General features: G+C 59.9%; 22 protein-coding genes. 8 read left to right on the top strand and 14 right to left on the bottom strand.

Annotation, left to right across the window (positions count from 1 at the left end; genetic code table 11):
- From Q1B46_RS19285 to folK, 8 genes are all read right to left on the bottom strand, one after another.
- Entirely contained in the window at positions 1-978 is a 978-nt protein-coding gene (locus tag Q1B46_RS19285; RefSeq protein ID WP_299950723.1) for an NADPH:quinone reductase, read from the bottom strand.
- Entirely contained in the window at positions 975-1598 is a 624-nt protein-coding gene (locus Q1B46_RS19280) for a LysE family translocator (protein WP_299950720.1), read from the bottom strand. Before Q1B46_RS19280 ends, Q1B46_RS19285 begins: the two co-directional genes overlap by 4 nt.
- Entirely contained in the window at positions 1595-2215 is a 621-nt protein-coding gene (locus Q1B46_RS19275) for a LysE family translocator (RefSeq protein ID WP_299950718.1), read from the bottom strand. Before Q1B46_RS19275 ends, Q1B46_RS19280 begins: the two co-directional genes overlap by 4 nt.
- Entirely contained in the window at positions 2212-2958 is a 747-nt protein-coding gene (locus tag Q1B46_RS19270) for a pyridoxine 5'-phosphate synthase (protein WP_299950715.1), read from the bottom strand. The genes Q1B46_RS19275 and Q1B46_RS19270 overlap by 4 nt, the downstream gene beginning before the upstream one ends.
- Positions 2951-3649: a DUF2062 domain-containing protein gene (locus Q1B46_RS19265; RefSeq protein ID WP_299950712.1), complete on the bottom strand. Its 699-nt coding sequence runs from the start codon at positions 3647-3649 to the stop codon at positions 2951-2953. The genes Q1B46_RS19270 and Q1B46_RS19265 overlap by 8 nt, the downstream gene beginning before the upstream one ends.
- A gap of 16 nt (positions 3650-3665) precedes the next feature.
- On the bottom strand, positions 3666-5798 hold the full coding sequence (locus Q1B46_RS19260; RefSeq protein WP_299950710.1) for a bifunctional (p)ppGpp synthetase/guanosine-3',5'-bis(diphosphate) 3'-pyrophosphohydrolase: 2133 nt from the start codon (positions 5796-5798) through the stop codon (positions 3666-3668).
- Positions 5799-5824: 26 nt separating this feature from the next.
- A complete protein-coding gene (gene rpoZ, locus Q1B46_RS19255; protein WP_010437681.1) occupies positions 5825-6178 on the bottom strand; it encodes a DNA-directed RNA polymerase subunit omega in 354 nt (117 codons plus the stop codon).
- 94 nt (positions 6179-6272) lie between these two features.
- Complete coding sequence (folK, locus tag Q1B46_RS19250) at positions 6273-6854, bottom strand: 2-amino-4-hydroxy-6-hydroxymethyldihydropteridine diphosphokinase (protein ID WP_299950705.1); 582 nt, start codon at positions 6852-6854, stop codon at positions 6273-6275.
- A 124-nt stretch (positions 6855-6978) separates the two neighbouring features.
- On the opposite strand from folK, the gene Q1B46_RS19245 reads away from it, so the two are divergent.
- The 6 genes from Q1B46_RS19245 to Q1B46_RS19220 all read left to right on the top strand — a co-directional run bounded on the left by Q1B46_RS19245 (position 6979) and on the right by Q1B46_RS19220 (position 11019).
- Entirely contained in the window at positions 6979-7554 is a 576-nt protein-coding gene (locus Q1B46_RS19245) for an NYN domain-containing protein (RefSeq protein ID WP_074737996.1), read from the top strand.
- Positions 7555-7772: 218 nt separating this feature from the next.
- Positions 7773-8723, top strand: a complete 951-nt coding sequence (ispH, locus tag Q1B46_RS19240) for a 4-hydroxy-3-methylbut-2-enyl diphosphate reductase (RefSeq protein WP_299950702.1) — start codon at positions 7773-7775, stop codon at positions 8721-8723.
- Positions 8723-9310: a class I SAM-dependent methyltransferase gene (locus Q1B46_RS19235; protein WP_299950699.1), complete on the top strand. Its 588-nt coding sequence runs from the start codon at positions 8723-8725 to the stop codon at positions 9308-9310. The genes ispH and Q1B46_RS19235 overlap by 1 nt, the downstream gene beginning before the upstream one ends.
- Positions 9303-9770: a ribonuclease HI gene (rnhA, locus tag Q1B46_RS19230; protein WP_299666958.1), complete on the top strand. Its 468-nt coding sequence runs from the start codon at positions 9303-9305 to the stop codon at positions 9768-9770. The genes Q1B46_RS19235 and rnhA overlap by 8 nt, the downstream gene beginning before the upstream one ends.
- Positions 9767-10390 carry a trimeric intracellular cation channel family protein gene (locus Q1B46_RS19225; protein ID WP_299950695.1) on the top strand — a complete coding sequence of 208 codons (624 nt, stop codon included), beginning with the start codon at positions 9767-9769 and terminating at the stop codon, positions 10388-10390. The genes rnhA and Q1B46_RS19225 overlap by 4 nt, the downstream gene beginning before the upstream one ends.
- Positions 10391-10416: 26 nt before the next feature.
- Entirely contained in the window at positions 10417-11019 is a 603-nt protein-coding gene (locus Q1B46_RS19220; RefSeq protein WP_299950692.1) for an alpha/beta hydrolase, read from the top strand.
- On the opposite strand, the gene speB is transcribed toward Q1B46_RS19220, so the two are convergent.
- The 6 genes from speB to def (Q1B46_RS19190) all read right to left on the bottom strand — a co-directional run bounded on the left by speB (position 11016) and on the right by def (Q1B46_RS19190) (position 14349).
- Positions 11016-11837 carry an agmatinase gene (speB, locus tag Q1B46_RS19215; protein ID WP_299950689.1) on the bottom strand — a complete coding sequence of 274 codons (822 nt, stop codon included), beginning with the start codon at positions 11835-11837 and terminating at the stop codon, positions 11016-11018. The genes Q1B46_RS19220 and speB overlap by 4 nt on opposite strands.
- 63 nt (positions 11838-11900) lie before the next feature.
- Positions 11901-12137, bottom strand: a complete 237-nt coding sequence (locus Q1B46_RS19210; protein WP_299950686.1) for a GlsB/YeaQ/YmgE family stress response membrane protein — start codon at positions 12135-12137, stop codon at positions 11901-11903.
- Position 12138: 1 nt separating this feature from the next.
- Positions 12139-12375, bottom strand: coding sequence for a hypothetical protein (locus tag Q1B46_RS19205; protein WP_039541692.1), 237 nt, complete (start codon positions 12373-12375; stop codon positions 12139-12141).
- Positions 12376-12381: 6 nt separating this feature from the next.
- On the bottom strand, positions 12382-13296 hold the full coding sequence (fmt, locus tag Q1B46_RS19200; RefSeq protein WP_299950682.1) for a methionyl-tRNA formyltransferase: 915 nt from the start codon (positions 13294-13296) through the stop codon (positions 12382-12384).
- A gap of 43 nt (positions 13297-13339) precedes the next feature.
- On the bottom strand, positions 13340-13834 hold the full coding sequence (gene def / locus Q1B46_RS19195; protein ID WP_299950679.1) for a peptide deformylase: 495 nt from the start codon (positions 13832-13834) through the stop codon (positions 13340-13342).
- Positions 13831-14349, bottom strand: coding sequence for a peptide deformylase (def, locus tag Q1B46_RS19190; RefSeq protein ID WP_299950677.1), 519 nt, complete (start codon positions 14347-14349; stop codon positions 13831-13833). Before def (Q1B46_RS19190) ends, def (Q1B46_RS19195) begins: the two co-directional genes overlap by 4 nt.
- 94 nt (positions 14350-14443) lie before the next feature.
- On the opposite strand from def (Q1B46_RS19190), the gene Q1B46_RS19185 reads away from it, so the two are divergent.
- Both Q1B46_RS19185 and Q1B46_RS19180 read left to right on the top strand, forming a co-directional pair.
- Positions 14444-15616: a PatB family C-S lyase gene (locus tag Q1B46_RS19185; protein ID WP_299950674.1), complete on the top strand. Its 1173-nt coding sequence runs from the start codon at positions 14444-14446 to the stop codon at positions 15614-15616.
- Between the two features lie 3 nt (positions 15617-15619).
- A complete protein-coding gene (locus tag Q1B46_RS19180) occupies positions 15620-16147 on the top strand; it encodes a L,D-transpeptidase family protein (RefSeq protein ID WP_299950671.1) in 528 nt (175 codons plus the stop codon).
- The last annotated feature ends 5 nt before the right edge of the window (positions 16148-16152 follow it).

The following is a 16152-nucleotide window of genomic DNA, read 5'->3' as shown; positions in this document are numbered from 1 at the left end:
TCAAACCTCCAACACCACGGTGCCGAGCTTTTGTCCGGCCTCGACCATCGCATGGGCCTTGGCGGCGTTCGTGAGATTGCCCGCCGGAACAACGGCATGGCTCAGCGCGCCTTGCTCCAGCCACGCGCCCAATTGTGCCTCGCCACGGCGGCGAGCGGCGGCGTCGAGTTGATAGACGATCAGCATATGCAGACGTACGTTCTTGAACATGAAGCCATAGAAATCCAGTTCAGGCTTCATTTGTGAGGCCGAGGCATAGCTGGCGATGGTGCCGCCGGGACGGATCAGCGCAAGCGAGGCGGGTTGGTTGGCAGCAAAATCCACCTCGACGATGCGATCGACGCCTGCGCCATCTGTCAGCTCCATCACGGCCTGCGCGACGTCCTGTTTGCGATAATTGATCCACTCGGAGGCGCCGGAATGGGCAGCTTTTACGTCTGAGCTGACCGTGGTGATCACCCGCGCGCCGCCCAGCGCAGCCATCTGGCAGGCATAGCGCCCAACTGTGCCCGCGCCACCGGTGACAAGGACGGTCTGGTCGGTGATCGGACCATCGGCAAACAGCGCGTACCACGCCGTCATGGCGGGGATGCCGAAACAGGCACCTTCGGCAAAACTGGTGGTCTCGGGCAGATGCACGGCCTGATCGGAGGGCAGCGCGATGTATTCGGCCCCGGTGCCAAAGGCGCGTTGCCATTGGCCGTTCCATATCCAAACACGTTCACCTACGCGCGCGGGATCGACACCTTGGCCAACCGCCTCGATCACGCCTGCCCCATCAGAATGGGGGATGATGGTCGGGAATTGCATGACCGCACCCGGACGCGCACCGCTGCGCAACTTAACGTCAGAGGGATTGATGCCGCTGGCATGGACGCGCACCAGAACCTCGCCCGAGGCTGGGTCAGGTGTGGGGATGTCGGTCAAGTCAAGGACATCCGACGCAGGGCCAAAGCCACGATATGTTATGGCCTTCATGACAGCCTCACAGTCAAAATCTTATAGCTGGCCACGCCAAAGAAGCCTGCGAAGGCAAAGTCAAACCAGCGGCGGGCGCGACGATAGGCGCTGACCATCCGCGCGGATGAGAACAGAAAGGCGTAACCGACGAAAATCAGCAAAGACCCTGCATAGAGCATTGCGAAATAGGTCAACAGCATCGACAGGCTGGCGTCGTTAGGCGCGACAATGGCGTAGATTGATCCCCAGCTGAGTATTGCCTTGGGGTTCGTCAGGTGGATGGCCGCCCCTTTGGCGAAGATGGTGGGCAGCGAGCCGGTAACCGGGTTGCCCAGCGCCACCTCATCCGAGGACAGGGCGCGGCGCAAGGCCTTGAATGCGAGCCAGCCCAGATAGGCGACGCCAACATAGCGGATCACCTCGAACACCCAAACATTGGCCAACATGATTGCCGAGAGTCCAAGCGCCGCGGCAATGCCCCATGCGGCGGAGCCAGCGCAGATGCCCAGCGCAAAGGCCAGACCGGAGGTACGGCCTTCGTTCATTGCCGTTCCGGCTATGCCCATTGTCGCCGGACCCGGAGAGCCGCCCGCCATCAGCCAGGCGATCCAGATTGCGATGAAGCCAGAGGTGATCATCGGGTGAAGGCCGATCGTATCAGGCCCAATCCGGCGACTGCGAACAATCCGGCGACAACGCCATCGATCCAACGTCTGCACTTGCGGTATCCGGCCATCATGCCGCCGACCGAAAACAACATTGAATAGAGAAAGTTGTTGAGAAAGCCTGCGACTATGCAGATCAGGGTTGCGGCGGCCACGGAGAGCAAACCGTCATCCGGGCCGAGGCCAACCGACAAGGCCGCCATCCACGCAATCACTGATTTCGGATTGGAGAGGTTAAGGATCAGTCCGCGCCAGAACCATTTGCCCTTGGTGGGAACGGAGACATTTGCCGCATCAGAATGCAGCGCAGAGCGCCCCGACTGCCACGCAAGCCACAACAGATACAACCCGCCCAGCACCTTGAGCACCATCAGGACGTAGAGCGAGCTTTGCAGAACCGCGCCCATACCGCTTGCCGCAATCAGGCCCCAGAAGACCAGACCGCAGGACAAACCCATGCCGTAGATGAGGCTGGTCTTGCGCCCATAACTCATCGCGATTGCGGCGTTGGAGATATTTGCGGGTCCGGGTGATACGGCAACGACAAAGAAGGCAAGGGCCGTGACAGCAAGAGATGTGAGGTCGATCATTCCCGCGCCTCATCCATCAGGCGGCGCATTTCGGTGATGGCGGGGGTGAGGCCGCGGAAGATGGCCTCGCCGATCAGGAAGTGGCCGATGTTGAGCTCACGCACTTCGGGGAAGGCGGCGACGGGTTTGACGGTATCATAAGTCAGGCCGTGCCCTGCATGGACCTCAAGCCCCAACGAATGGGCATAGGCGGACATCTCGCGCAGGGCATCAAGTTCACGCGCGGCATCGTCCAGCTTGCCCTCGGCGTGGAAATCGCAATAGGCGCCGGTGTGCAACTCGATCACCTCGGCCCCGATACGGTGGGCGGCTTCGATCTGGCGTTGATCGGCGGCGATGAAGATCGACACGCGGCAACCCACGTCGCGCAGAGGAGCGATGAAATGAGCCAGCCTGTTTTCCTCGCGCGCGACTTCAAGCCCGCCTTCGGTGGTGCGTTCTTCGCGCTTTTCGGGCACGATGCAGACGGCGTGCGGCTTATGGCGCAGGGCGATTTTCTGCATTTCGTCGGTCGCTGCCATTTCGAAGTTGAGCGGCACCGTCAGCGCCTCCATCAGGCCCTCGATATCGGCGTCAAGAATATGGCGGCGATCTTCGCGCAGATGGGCAGTGATGCCATCTGCCCCGGCCTCTTCGGCCAGCTTCGCGGCGCGGATTGGGTCGGGGTATGCTCCGCCACGTGCGTTGCGGATGGTGGCCACGTGGTCGATATTCACGCCCAGACGCAAGTGGGTGTCAGACATCATTCGAATCCTTCATTGTCCCTGAGGTCGAGCCTAGTGGGTTTGTTACCGATACGTCAGCCTTTGACTGCGCCAACCGTTTGATTTGTTCAAACTTCGCTTTGATCTTTGCACGGCGACGCTGTTGATAGGTGCGGATGAGTGGCAGGCTGAGATAAGTGCAGGCCACCCCCGCTACGATGCCCGGAATGACGCCGCCCACCAAGTAGGGAAAGAATACATCGTCGTAGAATCGACTAAGCCCAAGCCAGTCGGCCTCGCGCCCGGTGAACATGGCAATGCAATTGTCTTTGAGGTCACCCATGGCGTCAGCGAACTTGCCCATCAGCCCGTGGGTATCACGCTCACGATACCGGGTGCCCAGCAGGAAATGCCCGGTCTGCAGGCTGACCACACCAATAGGCACATAGGTCAGCGGGTTACCAAAGAATGTGCCACTGAGTGCAGCCAGTATGTTGCCGTTCAGCAACCGGGCCAGCACGGCGGCGACCAGAAAGTGCAGGCCGTAAAACGGTGTAAAAGAGGCAAACACCCCTGCCCCGATACCGCGCGCGATGCGTTCGGGGCTGTCAGGCAGGCGTCGGACGCGGTGTTTGACGTAGTGAAAGGCGCGGGTCCATCCGCCGCGCGGATAGACGAACTCTGACGCGACTTGGACAGGCGAGCGGCGATCTCGGCGCTTGAAAACCACTCGTGATCACCCCTTCTCAGCCTGCCGCGACGGCGGGTTTTGCGCGTTCCCGGTACCGTTCGACCGCTGCAACATCGCTTTCGGCCTCGAGCATCAGCATCAGAGAATGCAGCTGTTCAAGGTCGCGCAGTTCGACATTGATCATCAGACGGTAAAAATCCGGCTTGCGGTCGACGAACTCGAGATTCGAGATATTGGCCTTCTTCTCGCCGATCAATGTGCAAATACGCCCCAGCACCCCGGCATCATTGCCGATGGTCAGATCAAGCGTTGCACCATAGACGGCGGGGTGCGTGCCCGAATGCCAGTGTAGATCGACCCAGCGCTCAAGCTCATTTTCGAACTCGGACAGGCGATCACAGTCGATGGCGTGGACCACCACACCCTTGCCGCGATAGGTGATGCCGACAATGCGTTCGCCCGGCAGTGGCTGGCAGCAGGGCGCGCGGTCGAATTTCTGACCGGGTTCAAGGCCAATCACCGCGCGACGGGGCGAGATGGCGTCGCCTTCGTCCTTGGTGAGTTCAGGGTATACGGCCTCGACCACCTCGTGGGCGGTCAGTTCGGCGCTGCCCAAACGGGCCAGCAATTCGTGCCGGTCTTGCAGGCGCAGGTGTTTGGCGGCGGTATCCAGCGTTTTATCAGTGGCCTTGCGCCCGACATTTTCGAAACCAGCGCGCGCCAGTTCCTTGCCCAGCTTGATGAACCGCTCGCGGTCAACCTCGCGCAGGGCGCGGCGGATGGCGGTCCGGGCCTTGCCGGTAACCGCAATTTCCAGCCATGTCACCTGCGGCGTCTGACCGTCCGCAGTAATAATATCCACCGATTGTCCATTCTTGATCCGGGTCCAGAGCGGTACACGAATGCCGTCCACTTTTGCGCCCACGCAGGCGTGGCCAATGCGTGTGTGGATCGCATAGGCAAAATCGATCGGCGTAGCCCCGCGTGGCAGTTTCACAACGTCACCCTTGGGTGTGAAGCAGAACACCTGGTCTGAATACATCTCGAGCTTGACGGCTTCGAGGAAGTCTTCGTGATCTTCTTCGTTGTCGAATTGTTCAGTCAGATTGGCAATCCATTTGGCCGGGTCGACAGCAAATGGGTTTTCCGTGCGCACGCCATCGCGATAAGACCAATGCGCCGCCACACCGGTTTCAGCCACGTCATGCATCTGTCGGGTGCGGATCTGAACCTCGACCCGTTTACCGTCACGTCCCGATACGGTGGTGTGGATTGATCGGTAGCCATTGGATTTCGGCTGGCTGATATAATCCTTGAACCGTCCCGGCACCGCGCGCCAGCGTTGGTGGATCGCACCAAGCGTGCGATAACAGTCTTCTTCAGAGCCGGTGATGATGCGAAAGCCATAGATGTCGGAGAGACGAGAGAAGCCCTGATCCTTTTCCTGCATCTTGCGCCAGATCGAATAGGGTTTCTTGGCGCGGCCAAAGACCTCGGCCTCGATGCCTGCTTTTTCCAGTTCGTGCCGCATGTCGCCGGTGATGCGGTGGATCACGTCGCCGGTTTCACGCTGCAGGGTGATGAAGCGGCGGATGATCGACTGGCGGCCTTCGGGGTTCAGCACGCGGAAGGCCAGATCCTCCAGCTCTTCGCGCATCCATTGCATCCCCATGCGGCCCGCGAGCGGCGCATAGATATCCATCGTCTCGCGCGCCTTTTGCACCTGCTTTTCAGGGCGCATCGCCTTGATCGTGCGCATGTTGTGCAGACGGTCGGCGAGCTTGACCAGAATGACCCGCAGGTCCTTGGACATGGCCATGAACAGCTTGCGAAAGTTTTCGGCCTGTTTGGTCTCGCGGCTGGACAGCTGCAGGTTGGTCAGCTTGGTGACGCCATCGACCAGCTTGGCGACCTCTTCGCCGAACAGTTCCGAGACCTTGCCATAGTTGGCCTTGGTGTCCTCGATCGTGTCGTGCAGCAGAGCCGTGATTATGGTCGCATCATCCAGACGCTGTTCGGTCAGGATGGCGGCAACGGCAACGGGATGGGAAAAATAGGGCTCGCCAGAATGACGCGTCTGCCCCTCGTGCATCTGCTGGCCGAACTCATAGGCCCGGGTGATGCGGTCGGCATTTGTCTTGGGGTTGTAGTTGCGGACCAGCGCAATCAGGTCTTCTGCTGAAATCATCCGGTCCGCACCTTGTGTTGCTTGGGTTACCCCTGGCCCTGAGCCTCCATCAGAGCGCGCAGGAGCTTTTCTTCGGACATGTCGTCATCCGCAGGCTTGTCCGATTCCGCACCCATCAGCAGTGCCATCTGATCTTCTTCGGGCTCATCAACCTCGATCTGGGTCTGGTTTGCCTCGATCAGGCGTTCGCGCAGCTCATCGGCGCTTTGGGTCTCATCCGCGATTTCACGCAGCGACACGACAGGGTTCTTGTCGTTGTCGCGGTCAACGGTGATCGGACCACCGGCAGAAATCTCGCGCGCCCGGTGGGCTGCAAGCATCACCAGTTCGAACCGGTTCGGGACCTTGTCTACACAATCTTCAACCGTAACGCGGGCCATGGGGCGCTCTCCGTAAATGAATCCGTGGCTGGAAGAGGTTTATCTAAGCGCGATTCCCCGCCTTGACAAGCAGGAAATGCCGCAATTGCGAGGATCACAGAGGCGTGACCCCTGCCACATCCTTAGGCGGCAGCGCGGCAACCATCTGCGTTACCGTTCGGTCCAGTACAGGATGACACCATTCCGGGGCAATATCCGCCATCGGAACCAGCACAAAAGCGCGATCCTGAAGACGCGGATGCGGTAGGATCAACTGATCAGGGGCGGATTTGACCTGATCCTCGGGTGCAAGGGTCAACCAGCGGCGATATTCAGTATCATCCGGCAGGACAAGATCGCCCCAACAAACCAGATCAAGGTCCAGTGTACGCATCCCCCAGCGCTGTTCGCGGGCGCGTTCGAAATCATGTTCGATATGGTGCAGCAGGCCCAGAACTTCGTGCGGTGTCAGGTCCGTTTCGATCAAAACCGCTGCGTTGACGTAGTCCGGCCCGGCCCCCGCGGGAAAGCAGGGCGTGGCGAAAAATCGGCTTTTCGCGCGAATCACCAGACCAGCTTGGGCCATCGCAGTCAGCGACTGTTCAAGTGTCACCTTGGGCCCATTACCTCTCAGACTGAGATTTGCGCCCAGCGCAATGACCGCTTCTGACAAAGATTTGTCCACTTCGAACCCCATATTCGGAACAGAGAATACTTGCGATATATGCCAAAAGAACTATTTTAGGCGCACCATTGCACTGACCAATTCATTTTCACTCACTGAGCTACGGTGCGGTGGCTTATACCGGAAGGACCATTTTATGTTTTACAAAGACGAACGGCTAGCGCTGTTCATCGACGGCTCGAATCTTTATGCAGCCGCCAAAGCACTAGGGTTTGATATCGACTACAAGTTGCTGCGTCAGGAATTCATGCGCAGAGGCAAACTGCTTAGAGCTTTCTACTACACAGCGCTACTGGAAAATGACGAGTATTCCCCGATCCGACCTCTGGTGGACTGGCTGCATTACAACGGCTTCACCATGGTCACAAAACCGGCCAAGGAATACACCGACAGCATGGGGCGTCGGAAAGTCAAAGGGAACATGGATATCGAACTGACGGTCGATGCCATGGAACTGGCACCACGTGTCGATCATATTGTGCTGTTTTCGGGCGATGGGGATTTCCGCCCGCTGATTGCAAGCCTGCAGCGGCAGGGCGTGCGTGTTTCGGTCGTCTCGACCATTCGCAGCCAGCCGCCGATGATCTCGGACGAGCTGCGCCGCCAGGCGGACAACTTCATCGAGCTGGAGGATTTGCGCGACGTTATCGGCCGCCCTCCGCGCGAGATGCCCGTTGAACCGCGCAGCGTCGCCGCAGCCGGCGGACAGTAGCACCACCAAAAACACCACCAAACCCCACCACTCACTCATCCATGGGGTCTCGATATTACGTGCGGCCAGGGCCAGAAGCCCTGGCCGCACTGCTTCTAAATGGATAGGTGCTGAAAACATCCTTGTGCTAACAGCGATTCATGTCAGGGAAATGACGCTCAGCTGTCTGGACCATGGCAATGAAAAGACCTACTTGTCTGAGGCAAGGAGACCGCCATATGACCAAGCCGCCGCTGACACTGTATCTGGCCGCCCCGCGCGGGTTCTGTGCCGGTGTGGACCGTGCCATCAAGATCGTGGAAATGGCGCTGCAGAAATGGGGTGCGCCGGTCTATGTGCGCCATGAAATCGTGCACAATAAATTCGTGGTCGACGGTTTGCGCGCCAAGGGTGCGGTGTTTGTCGAGGAACTTGACGAATGCCCCGATGACCGCCCGGTGATCTTTTCCGCCCATGGCGTGCCAAAGTCGGTGCCTGCCACCGCAGCCAAGCGCGAGATGATTTATGTCGACGCCACCTGCCCGCTGGTGTCCAAGGTCCATGTTGAGGCGCAGCGCCACGCTGATGCGGGGCTGCAGATGATCATGATCGGCCACAAGGGCCACCCCGAAACCGTCGGCACAATGGGGCAGCTGCCCGAAGGCGAAGTGCTGCTGGTCGAAACGGTTGAAGACGTAACACATGTCGCTGTGCGCGACCCCGAAAAGCTGGCCTTTGTTACCCAAACGACCCTTTCGGTTGATGATACCAAGGACATTATCGCCGCGCTTGAAGCCCGGTTCCCGGCCATTGTCGGACCGCACAAGGAAGACATCTGCTATGCCACCACCAACCGGCAAGAGGCGGTGAAGGCGGTTGCACCAAAATCCGATGCATTGCTTGTGGTAGGCGCCCCCAATTCGTCAAACTCGCGCCGTTTGGTCGAAGTCGCCTCGCGCGCGGGCTGCGGTTACGCGCAACTCGTCCAGCGCGCGACCGAGATCGACTGGCGAGCGTTGCAGGGTATTTCCAGCGTCGCCATAACGGCAGGGGCCTCGGCCCCCGAAGTGTTGGTGAACGAGGTGATCGACGCCTTTCGCGACCATTACGACGTGACGGTTGAACCCGTCGAAACCGCAACCGAGAATGTAGAATTCAAAGTGCCGCGCGTATTGAGAGAGCCCGCTTGATGCCGGATCAGAAAACCATCGAAGCCTATACGAACCGCGTAGCTGATTATCTGAAAATTCCACTACCACCCGAGCAGCTTGAGGCGCGCCAAGCCTTCGTCGATGAGGTCAATACTGGGGGATATGTGTTGGATCTGGGTTCGGGACCCGGATCGGACAGTGCGTTCCTGATGCGGCAGGGGCTGAAGGTACGGGCGCTGGATGCCACCCCTGCGTTTGTCGAACATGCGCGCAACAACGGTGTCGATGCCCATTTGGGTACTTTCGATGATGTCACCGAGATATCGAAATTTGACGGGGTCTATGCCAGCTTTTCGCTGCTGCACGCCCCCCGCGCGGATTTCCCGCGCCACCTGAGCGCAATCCACAAGGCGCTGAAGCCGGGTGGTCAGTTCTTTTTGGGAATGAAACTGGGTACTGGTGAGCATCGCGACGATCTGGATCGGTACTATAGCTACTACTCGGAGGCCGAGATCGAAGACGCCCTCGTCACTGCAGGATTCACTATCGCCCGGACCCAACGTGGCGTCGGCAAAGGTCTGGCCGGGTCTTACGACGGATTCATTCTGGTGTTTGCCCATGCCTGATTTATTTGCCTATACCGATGGCGCCTGTTCCGGAAATCCCGGCCCCGGTGGCTGGGGCGTGCTGCTGCGCGCAATGGAAGGCGACACCGTCCTGAAAGAGCGCGAGCTCAGCGGCGGAGAGGCTGAGACCACCAACAACCGGATGGAGCTGCAGGCCGCGATCAGCGCGTTGGAGACATTAGAGCGCGCCTCGGAGATCACCATCATCACTGACAGCGCCTATGTGAAAAATGGCGTCACCGGCTGGATTTTCGGATGGAAGCGGAACGGCTGGAAAACCTCGAACAAGAAGCCGGTCAAGAATGTCGACCTGTGGCAGCGTCTGGATGAGGCGCAAGAGCGTCACCAAGTGACCTGGGAATGGGTCAAGGGCCATGCGGGCCACCCCGAGAATGAGCGCGCGGACGAGTTGGCGCGTGCAGGCATGGCGCCCTTCAAGCCCAAGAAGGCACAGGCGTGAACGGACTTGCCCTGCTGGACTACACCTCGGTTCTGGTCTTTGCGCTCACCGGTGCGTTGGTGGCCAGCCGGGCGCAGCTGGATTTGGTGGGATTTGCCTTCATCGCTTGCCTGACGGCGGTGGGTGGTGGCACGGTGCGCGACCTGCTGCTGGACCGGCACCCAATCTTTTGGGTCGGCCAGCCCGATTACATCCTGATTGCGTGTGGTGCGGCGGTACTGGTGTTTTTTACCGCTCATTTGGTGGAAAGCCGGTACAACTGGCTGATCTGGCTGGACAGCTTTGCCCTGTCCATCGCGGTGGCTGCCGGAACGGGCGCGGCCTTGTCGCTGGGCCAGTCCGGCGTCATCGTGGTGCTGATGGGCGTGACCACCGGTTGCCTGGGCGGGCTGATGCGCGATGTCGTCTGCAACGAGGTGCCGCTGGTGCTGAAACAAGGCCAACTTTATGTTTCCTGCGCCTTTGCTGGGTCGTTGGTGGCGGTGCTGGCGATGAAACTTGGGCTGGGCGGCCTGCCGGCATTGGGACTGTGCGCCTTGGTTTGCTGGGCGCTGCGCGCCGGATCCCTGCTGTTCGGTTGGCAGTTGCCGGTTTACAAGGCCCGGCCACCTCGGCAATAGGGCATAAGACAGAACGAGGGATATCGATGACCTTCAAATTTCCTACTCTGGCCGCTGCGCTGTCCCTGCTGGTGGCGTGCTCGGATCAGTACGCTCCGGTCAGCTTCACCCCGGAGGGGGATCAAATCATCGCCAGTGGCACGATTGACCACACGACGCTTAGCGCGTTTGAAGAGGTCATTGCCGGAAATCCCGACATCAAGACGCTGGTGCTGCAGAATATCGAAGGCTCGGTCGATGACGATTCGAATGTCGTCTTCAGCCGCGTGGTGCGAGAAGAAGGGTTCGATACGGTGGTGCCATCAAATGGGCTGGTCGCCTCGGGCGGGACCGATCTGTTTCTTGCGGGCAACCGGCGTGTGCTGGAACCCGGTGCCTGCGTTGGGGTCCACAGTTGGGGTGGCGGTGGGTTCGTTGCCGCAGACCTGCCCGAAGGTCATCCGGAACATGACCGGTACCTCGATTATTTCGAAGATATCGGCGTCGATCCTGACTTTTACTGGTTCACGCTAGATGCCGCGACCGAGGACGAGATGCACTGGATGACCGCGTCCGAGGCCAACATGTTCGACATGACGACACGCGCGGCCCCCCGGCTGGGAGCCGCCGCGACCTGTGATGCACGCTAGAAACTGAGTAGCCGCGCGCCAATTTCCTTGACGAATTTCGCCGCCACCATGGCGGTCATCCCATAGGGGTCGCGGTGCGGGTTCAGTTCGACAATATCCGCGCCAACCAGTTGCCCTTTGAACCGATGGATCAGACCGATCACTTCACGCGTGCTGAGGCCGCCGGGTTCGTGATGCGAGACGCCGGGGGCAAAGGCCGGGTCCAGCGCGTCGAGGTCCAGTGACAGGTAAACCGGGCCATCAAAGCTGATGTCCAGACCGGGGTGCCAACTGCGCATGTCGATCACCTCGACCCCGAACTTGTCGGCCTGTTCCTGCTGGTGCTTGTTCATGGTGCGGATGCCGACCTGCACCAGCCGATTGATCTTGCCGGTCTCCATCACACGGGCAAAGGGGCAGCCATGGCCCAGCGGGCCGATCTGCTGGCTGTCATAAAGGTCGGGATGCGAGTCGATATGCAGGATGTTCAGACCCTCATACCGGTCTGCATGGGCCTTGATCAGCGGGAAAGCAACTGAGTGATCGCCCCCCAGCGACAACAGCCGCGCGCCGGTTTCGATCCGGGCGGCTGCACCTGCCTCGATCCGGTCGATAGGTTCCTGTCCCATCATCTCGAACACATCCAGATCGCCGGTATCCTTGAACCGGTCGGTTGCACCCAGATCGGTGCCATCCTCGGCGGTCAGGTTGGCCGCTCCGGAATGCAGCGCCTCGCGGATGCGGCCCGGGGCAAACGCGGGGCCTTGCAGGAACGAGGAATGCAGGTCCAGTGGCACCCCCATCAGGGCGACATCGCCGGTGGTCAGATCACGAGACATGAGAAACCTTTCAAGATAAATATACCCGGAAACTGGCCGCAGAAATTAGCGCAGGTCAAGCGCTCAGCGACGTATGTAAGTCTGCCAGAGCCAGATCACCAGCAGCGCGCCCAATACGGCTCCGACAAATCCTGAGAGCCAGCCCATTACGGCCAGCAAAGTGCGCAGGATCAACCCGCCTACCAACGCACCAACGATGCCTATCAGCATGGTGGTGGGAATATCAGCCTCGATCCGCATTAGACGGGTGGCGAGGAAACCGGCTGCAGCTCCGATGACAATCAGGGCGATGATGGGCATGTCATTTCCTCCAATGTGTCGGCACGATGATCAGCGCACCGATGGAGGACAGCACCGCATCCAATCCCGGAGGGCCAAAGCTGATGCCGAACATGATGCGGACGAAATAAAACAGGAAGGCTCCGCCAACGCAGATGATGATCGATTGCAGGTAGCCGTTATGGGTAAACCCGGTCTTCTCGGACAGATAACCCACAATCCCGGCAATCACGACGGTGCCCATCAGGATCATGAACATATAGGCTTACTCCGATGACAGGCGGGTGCCGACCGGGATCGGCCAACCCCGCAGGAAGGTTTCCGTATCCTGCGCGCCTTTGCCTGCCCTTTGCAAGCGCAGCAGCTCGACCGCGCCTTCGCCACAAGCCACGCATAGGTGTTCGTCCAGAACCTCACCCGGAACGCCCTGCCCTTTGGCCAAACGTGAGGCGAGGAGTTTGACCCGGTCGCCCCCGACCTCGGTCCATGCACCGGGGAATGGAGAGAGGCCGCGGATCTTCCGGTCGACATCGGTAGCGGGTGCTGACCAATCGACCCGTGCTTCGGATTTGTCGATCTTGGCGGCGTAGGTCACGCCATCCTGGGGCTGCGGATCAGGGGTTAGACTGGGTAATTTTGCCAGAGCCTCGACGATCAGCGCAGCGCCCATATCCGAGAGCCGGTCATGCAACTGCGCGGTGGTTTCTTCGATGCCGATATCGGTGACCTCGCGTAGCATGACGGGACCGGTGTCCAGCCCGGCCTCCATCTGCATGATGCAGATGCCGGTTTGCGCATCACCTGCCATAATCGCACGATGGATCGGCGCCGCGCCGCGCCAGCGTGGCAACAGGCTGGCGTGAATGTTCAGGCAGCCATGGGTGGGTGCGTCCAAAATGGGCTGGGGCAGGATCAGCCCATACGCCACGACAACAGCGATATCGGCGTTCAGTGCGGCAAAGCGCGCCTGCTCATCTTGTGATTTCAGCGAGGTCGGGTGGCGCACCTCGAGACCCAGCGCCTCGGCCCTTGCATGGACCGGGGTTGGACGGTCTTTCTTGCCACGACCGGCTGGCCGGGGGGGCTGGCAGTAAACGGCGACAACCTCGTGCCCCGCCTCAACGAGTGCATCAAGGACCGGAACTGAGAAATCGGGTGTTCCCATAAAGATTATGCGCATCGTCGGCTCCGGGATTGTGGCAGGTGCCGGGCTGAAGCCCGGCCTACGTTGATTTGCGCGCCTTGCGCAGCAGCATATCGCGTTTGACCTTGCTGAGCCGGTCAAAATACATGCGCCCGTTCAGATGGTCGATCTGGTGCTGCACGCTGGTGGCTTCGATGCCGACGAAATCGCGGCGGTCGATCTGGCCCTGTTCGTTCAGGAATTTCACCGTCACCGCGCGGGGGCGTTTTACCTTGGCGGAAACGCCGGGCAGGTTCGGGCTGGCCTCTTCATGTTCGCGCAACTCGACCGAGCTGTGCAGGATCTCGGGGTTGGCCAGACGTACCGCTTTGCCCCGCTGGGTCGAGCCATCCACAACGGCCAGTCGCAGCATCACCCCGATCTGAGGTGCGGCGAGGCCGACGCCGGGCATAGCCTCCATCGTGTCGATCATGTCGGCCCAGATCGCGCGAACCTCATCGGTGATCTCGGCGACATCCTCGGCCTTGGTCCGCAGGTGTTTGTCGGGCCATGGCAGACAGGTGCGCACGCTCATGCACGTGCCTGTTCGCGTTTGAGCTTTTGCATCTTGCGCGTGATCATCTGACGTTTCAGCGGCTTGAGATAGTCGATGAACAGCTTGCCGTTCAGATGATCGATCTCGTGCTGCACACAAGTCGCCCAGAGCCCGTCAAAGGTTTCCTGCTGCAGATTGCCATCGCGGTCCAGCCACGCGACGTCCACTGTCTTGGGGCGCGTCACCTCGGCAAATTGATCTGGGATCGACAGGCAGCCTTCCTCATAGACATTGGTTTCGTCCGAAGATGCCACGACCTCGGGGTTGAACATCGCCAGCGGGCGCGGAACTTCGCCTTCTTCCTTGACGCAATCCACCACGATCAGCCGGTCGAGCACACCGACCTGAGGGGCTGCAAGGCCAACACCAGGCGCGTCATACATCGTCTCCAGCAGGTCATCGGCCAGTTTGCGCAGTTCATCGGTGATGTCGGCCACCGGTGCACAGACCTTTTTCAGACGGGGATCGGGATGGATCAGGATATTGCGTTTCATGAGGCTGATTTAGGACATCCCGCCCGCCACCGCAACGGCCCCCTTGCACATGGCGGATTTGAGGTTAGCTTTCGCTTCGACAGATGGAGATGACATGACTTTCAACGACCTGATCGACCGCCGGGGAACCAACGCCACCAAATGGGACAAGATGGAGCGTTTGTACGGCGTCTCGCCCGACAATGGGCTCGCCATGTGGACCGCCGATTCCGACTATGCCACAGCTCCTTGCGTGATCGAAGCGGTGCGCGAGGCAGCCGATCATGGCGCGTTTGGCTATTCGTGGACGCACCCGGAGTATCTGAACGCAATCCAATGGTGGATGAAGACCCGTCACAACTGGGAAATTGACACCGATTGGGTCCTGACCTCGCAAGGGCTGGGCAACGCGATTGCCCTGTGTCTGGATGTCTGGAGCGAACCGGGGGATGGCGTGGTGATTTTTTCGCCCGTCTATCATGAGTTTGCACACAAGGTGAACAAATCGGGTCGCCGTGTGGTTGAATGCCCGCTGGTGCGTGAGGGCAATAGCTATGCGCTTGATCTGGACGATGCCCAGTCGCGTCTTGACGGGTCCGAGAAGCTGTTGCTGTGGTGCTCACCTCAGAATCCTTCGGGCCGGGTTTGGACACCGGCTGAGCTGCGCGCGGTGGCGGCTTTTGCGGAACGCAATGGGTTGATCCTTGTGTCGGATGAAATCCACCATGATCTGGTCTATCCGGGAAACACTTTTGTGCCGATGGACGTGGCTGCGCCGGATGCGCGCCCGTGGACGGTGAATCTGACTGCCGCCTCGAAAACGTTCAACATTGCCGGGCAGCGCACCGGGAATATGATCATTCCTGATGCCAAGCTGCGCGCCGAGATGCGGCACCGGATTACCACATTGGATTATGATCCAAGCGCGTTGGGCGTGGCGATGATCACCGCCGCTTATTCGCCTGAAGGGGCGAAATGGGTCGATGAACAGGTCGCCCATCTGGATGCCAACCGTAAACTGTTCGATGCCGCCATCGCCGATATTCCGGGGCTGTGGTCAATGCCTTTGCAGGCAACCTATCTGGCCTGGGTCGATTTCTCGGGCACCGGGATGGATCACGCGGAATTCGTACGCCGCCTGCGTGAGGATGCGCGGATCGCCACCTCGTCCGGGCCCGATTTCGGCACCGGAGGCGAGACGTTCGAGCGGTTCAATCTGGCCACGCAACGCGCGCGGGTAGAAGAGGCATGCGCCCGGCTGAAATCCGCGTTTGGTGATTTGCAATAACCGATGCGGCGTCGCGTCCTGATATTGGCGCTGATCCTGCTGGCAGGGTTGGCATGGCTGGGCTGGGACCGATATGGCCCCCGCCCCCCTGCCCCGCAGATGGCACCCGAGGCCTCGCGGGTTGATCACATTCTGATCGAGAAATCTGCGCGCCGCTTAACCGCCAGTCTGGACGGTGCGGTGGTCCTGCAGACTGACATCGCGCTGGGATTTGCACCGGACGGAGACAAATTGCAGGAAGGCGATGGCAAAACGCCCGAAGGTATCTTCACAGTCAACCGCCGCAATCCGCAAAGCTCCTTTCACCTATCGCTGGGGATCGACTATCCGCAGCCCGACGATATCTCGCGCGCTCAGCAATACGGGATCGATCCGGGCGGTGATATCTTCATTCACGGGCAGCCGAACGGGGTTGTCGGGCTGACCCTGCCGGGCGACTGGACTGCGGGATGTATCGCCATCTCGAATGCAGAGATGGCCCAGCTTTGGAGCCTGACTGAAACCGGGACTACGGTCGAAATTCGCCCCTAAGACGT

Origin of the sequence: uncultured Ruegeria sp., from assembly GCF_947500045.1 — a bacterium.
In the GTDB taxonomy this organism is placed as follows: domain Bacteria; phylum Pseudomonadota; class Alphaproteobacteria; order Rhodobacterales; family Rhodobacteraceae; genus Ruegeria.
The sequence above is the reverse complement of the archived record's forward strand: the minus strand, read 5'-3'. Positions and strand labels throughout refer to the sequence as shown.

Bases quoted from the DNA above. Each gene is read 5' to 3' on its own strand.
- Q1B46_RS19285 (WP_299950723.1), bottom strand. From the start codon at position 978: ATGAAGGCCATAACATATCGTGGCTTTGGCCCTGCGTCGGATGTCCTT.
- Q1B46_RS19280 (WP_299950720.1), bottom strand. From the start codon at position 1,598: ATGATCACCTCTGGCTTCATCGCAATCTGGATCGCCTGGCTGATGGCG.
- Q1B46_RS19275 (WP_299950718.1), bottom strand. From the start codon at position 2,215: ATGATCGACCTCACATCTCTTGCTGTCACGGCCCTTGCCTTCTTTGTC.
- Q1B46_RS19270 (WP_299950715.1), bottom strand. From the start codon at position 2,958: ATGTCTGACACCCACTTGCGTCTGGGCGTGAATATCGACCACGTGGCC.
- Q1B46_RS19260 (WP_299950710.1), bottom strand. From the start codon at position 5,798: ATGATTTCAGCAGAAGACCTGATTGCGCTGGTCCGCAACTACAACCCC.
- rpoZ (WP_010437681.1), bottom strand. From the start codon at position 6,178: ATGGCCCGCGTTACGGTTGAAGATTGTGTAGACAAGGTCCCGAACCGG.
- folK (WP_299950705.1), bottom strand. From the start codon at position 6,854: ATGGGGTTCGAAGTGGACAAATCTTTGTCAGAAGCGGTCATTGCGCTG.
- Q1B46_RS19245 (WP_074737996.1), top strand. From the start codon at position 6,979: ATGTTTTACAAAGACGAACGGCTAGCGCTGTTCATCGACGGCTCGAAT.
- ispH (WP_299950702.1), top strand. From the start codon at position 7,773: ATGACCAAGCCGCCGCTGACACTGTATCTGGCCGCCCCGCGCGGGTTC.
- Q1B46_RS19235 (WP_299950699.1), top strand. From the start codon at position 8,723: ATGCCGGATCAGAAAACCATCGAAGCCTATACGAACCGCGTAGCTGAT.
- rnhA (WP_299666958.1), top strand. From the start codon at position 9,303: ATGCCTGATTTATTTGCCTATACCGATGGCGCCTGTTCCGGAAATCCC.
- Q1B46_RS19220 (WP_299950692.1), top strand. From the start codon at position 10,417: ATGACCTTCAAATTTCCTACTCTGGCCGCTGCGCTGTCCCTGCTGGTG.
- speB (WP_299950689.1), bottom strand. From the start codon at position 11,837: ATGTCTCGTGATCTGACCACCGGCGATGTCGCCCTGATGGGGGTGCCA.
- Q1B46_RS19210 (WP_299950686.1), bottom strand. From the start codon at position 12,137: ATGCCCATCATCGCCCTGATTGTCATCGGAGCTGCAGCCGGTTTCCTC.
- Q1B46_RS19205 (WP_039541692.1), bottom strand. From the start codon at position 12,375: ATGTTCATGATCCTGATGGGCACCGTCGTGATTGCCGGGATTGTGGGT.
- fmt (WP_299950682.1), bottom strand. From the start codon at position 13,296: ATGCGCATAATCTTTATGGGAACACCCGATTTCTCAGTTCCGGTCCTT.
- def (WP_299950679.1), bottom strand. From the start codon at position 13,834: ATGAGCGTGCGCACCTGTCTGCCATGGCCCGACAAACACCTGCGGACC.
- def (WP_299950677.1), bottom strand. From the start codon at position 14,349: ATGAAACGCAATATCCTGATCCATCCCGATCCCCGTCTGAAAAAGGTC.
- Q1B46_RS19185 (WP_299950674.1), top strand. From the start codon at position 14,444: ATGACTTTCAACGACCTGATCGACCGCCGGGGAACCAACGCCACCAAA.
- Q1B46_RS19180 (WP_299950671.1), top strand. From the start codon at position 15,620: ATGCGGCGTCGCGTCCTGATATTGGCGCTGATCCTGCTGGCAGGGTTG.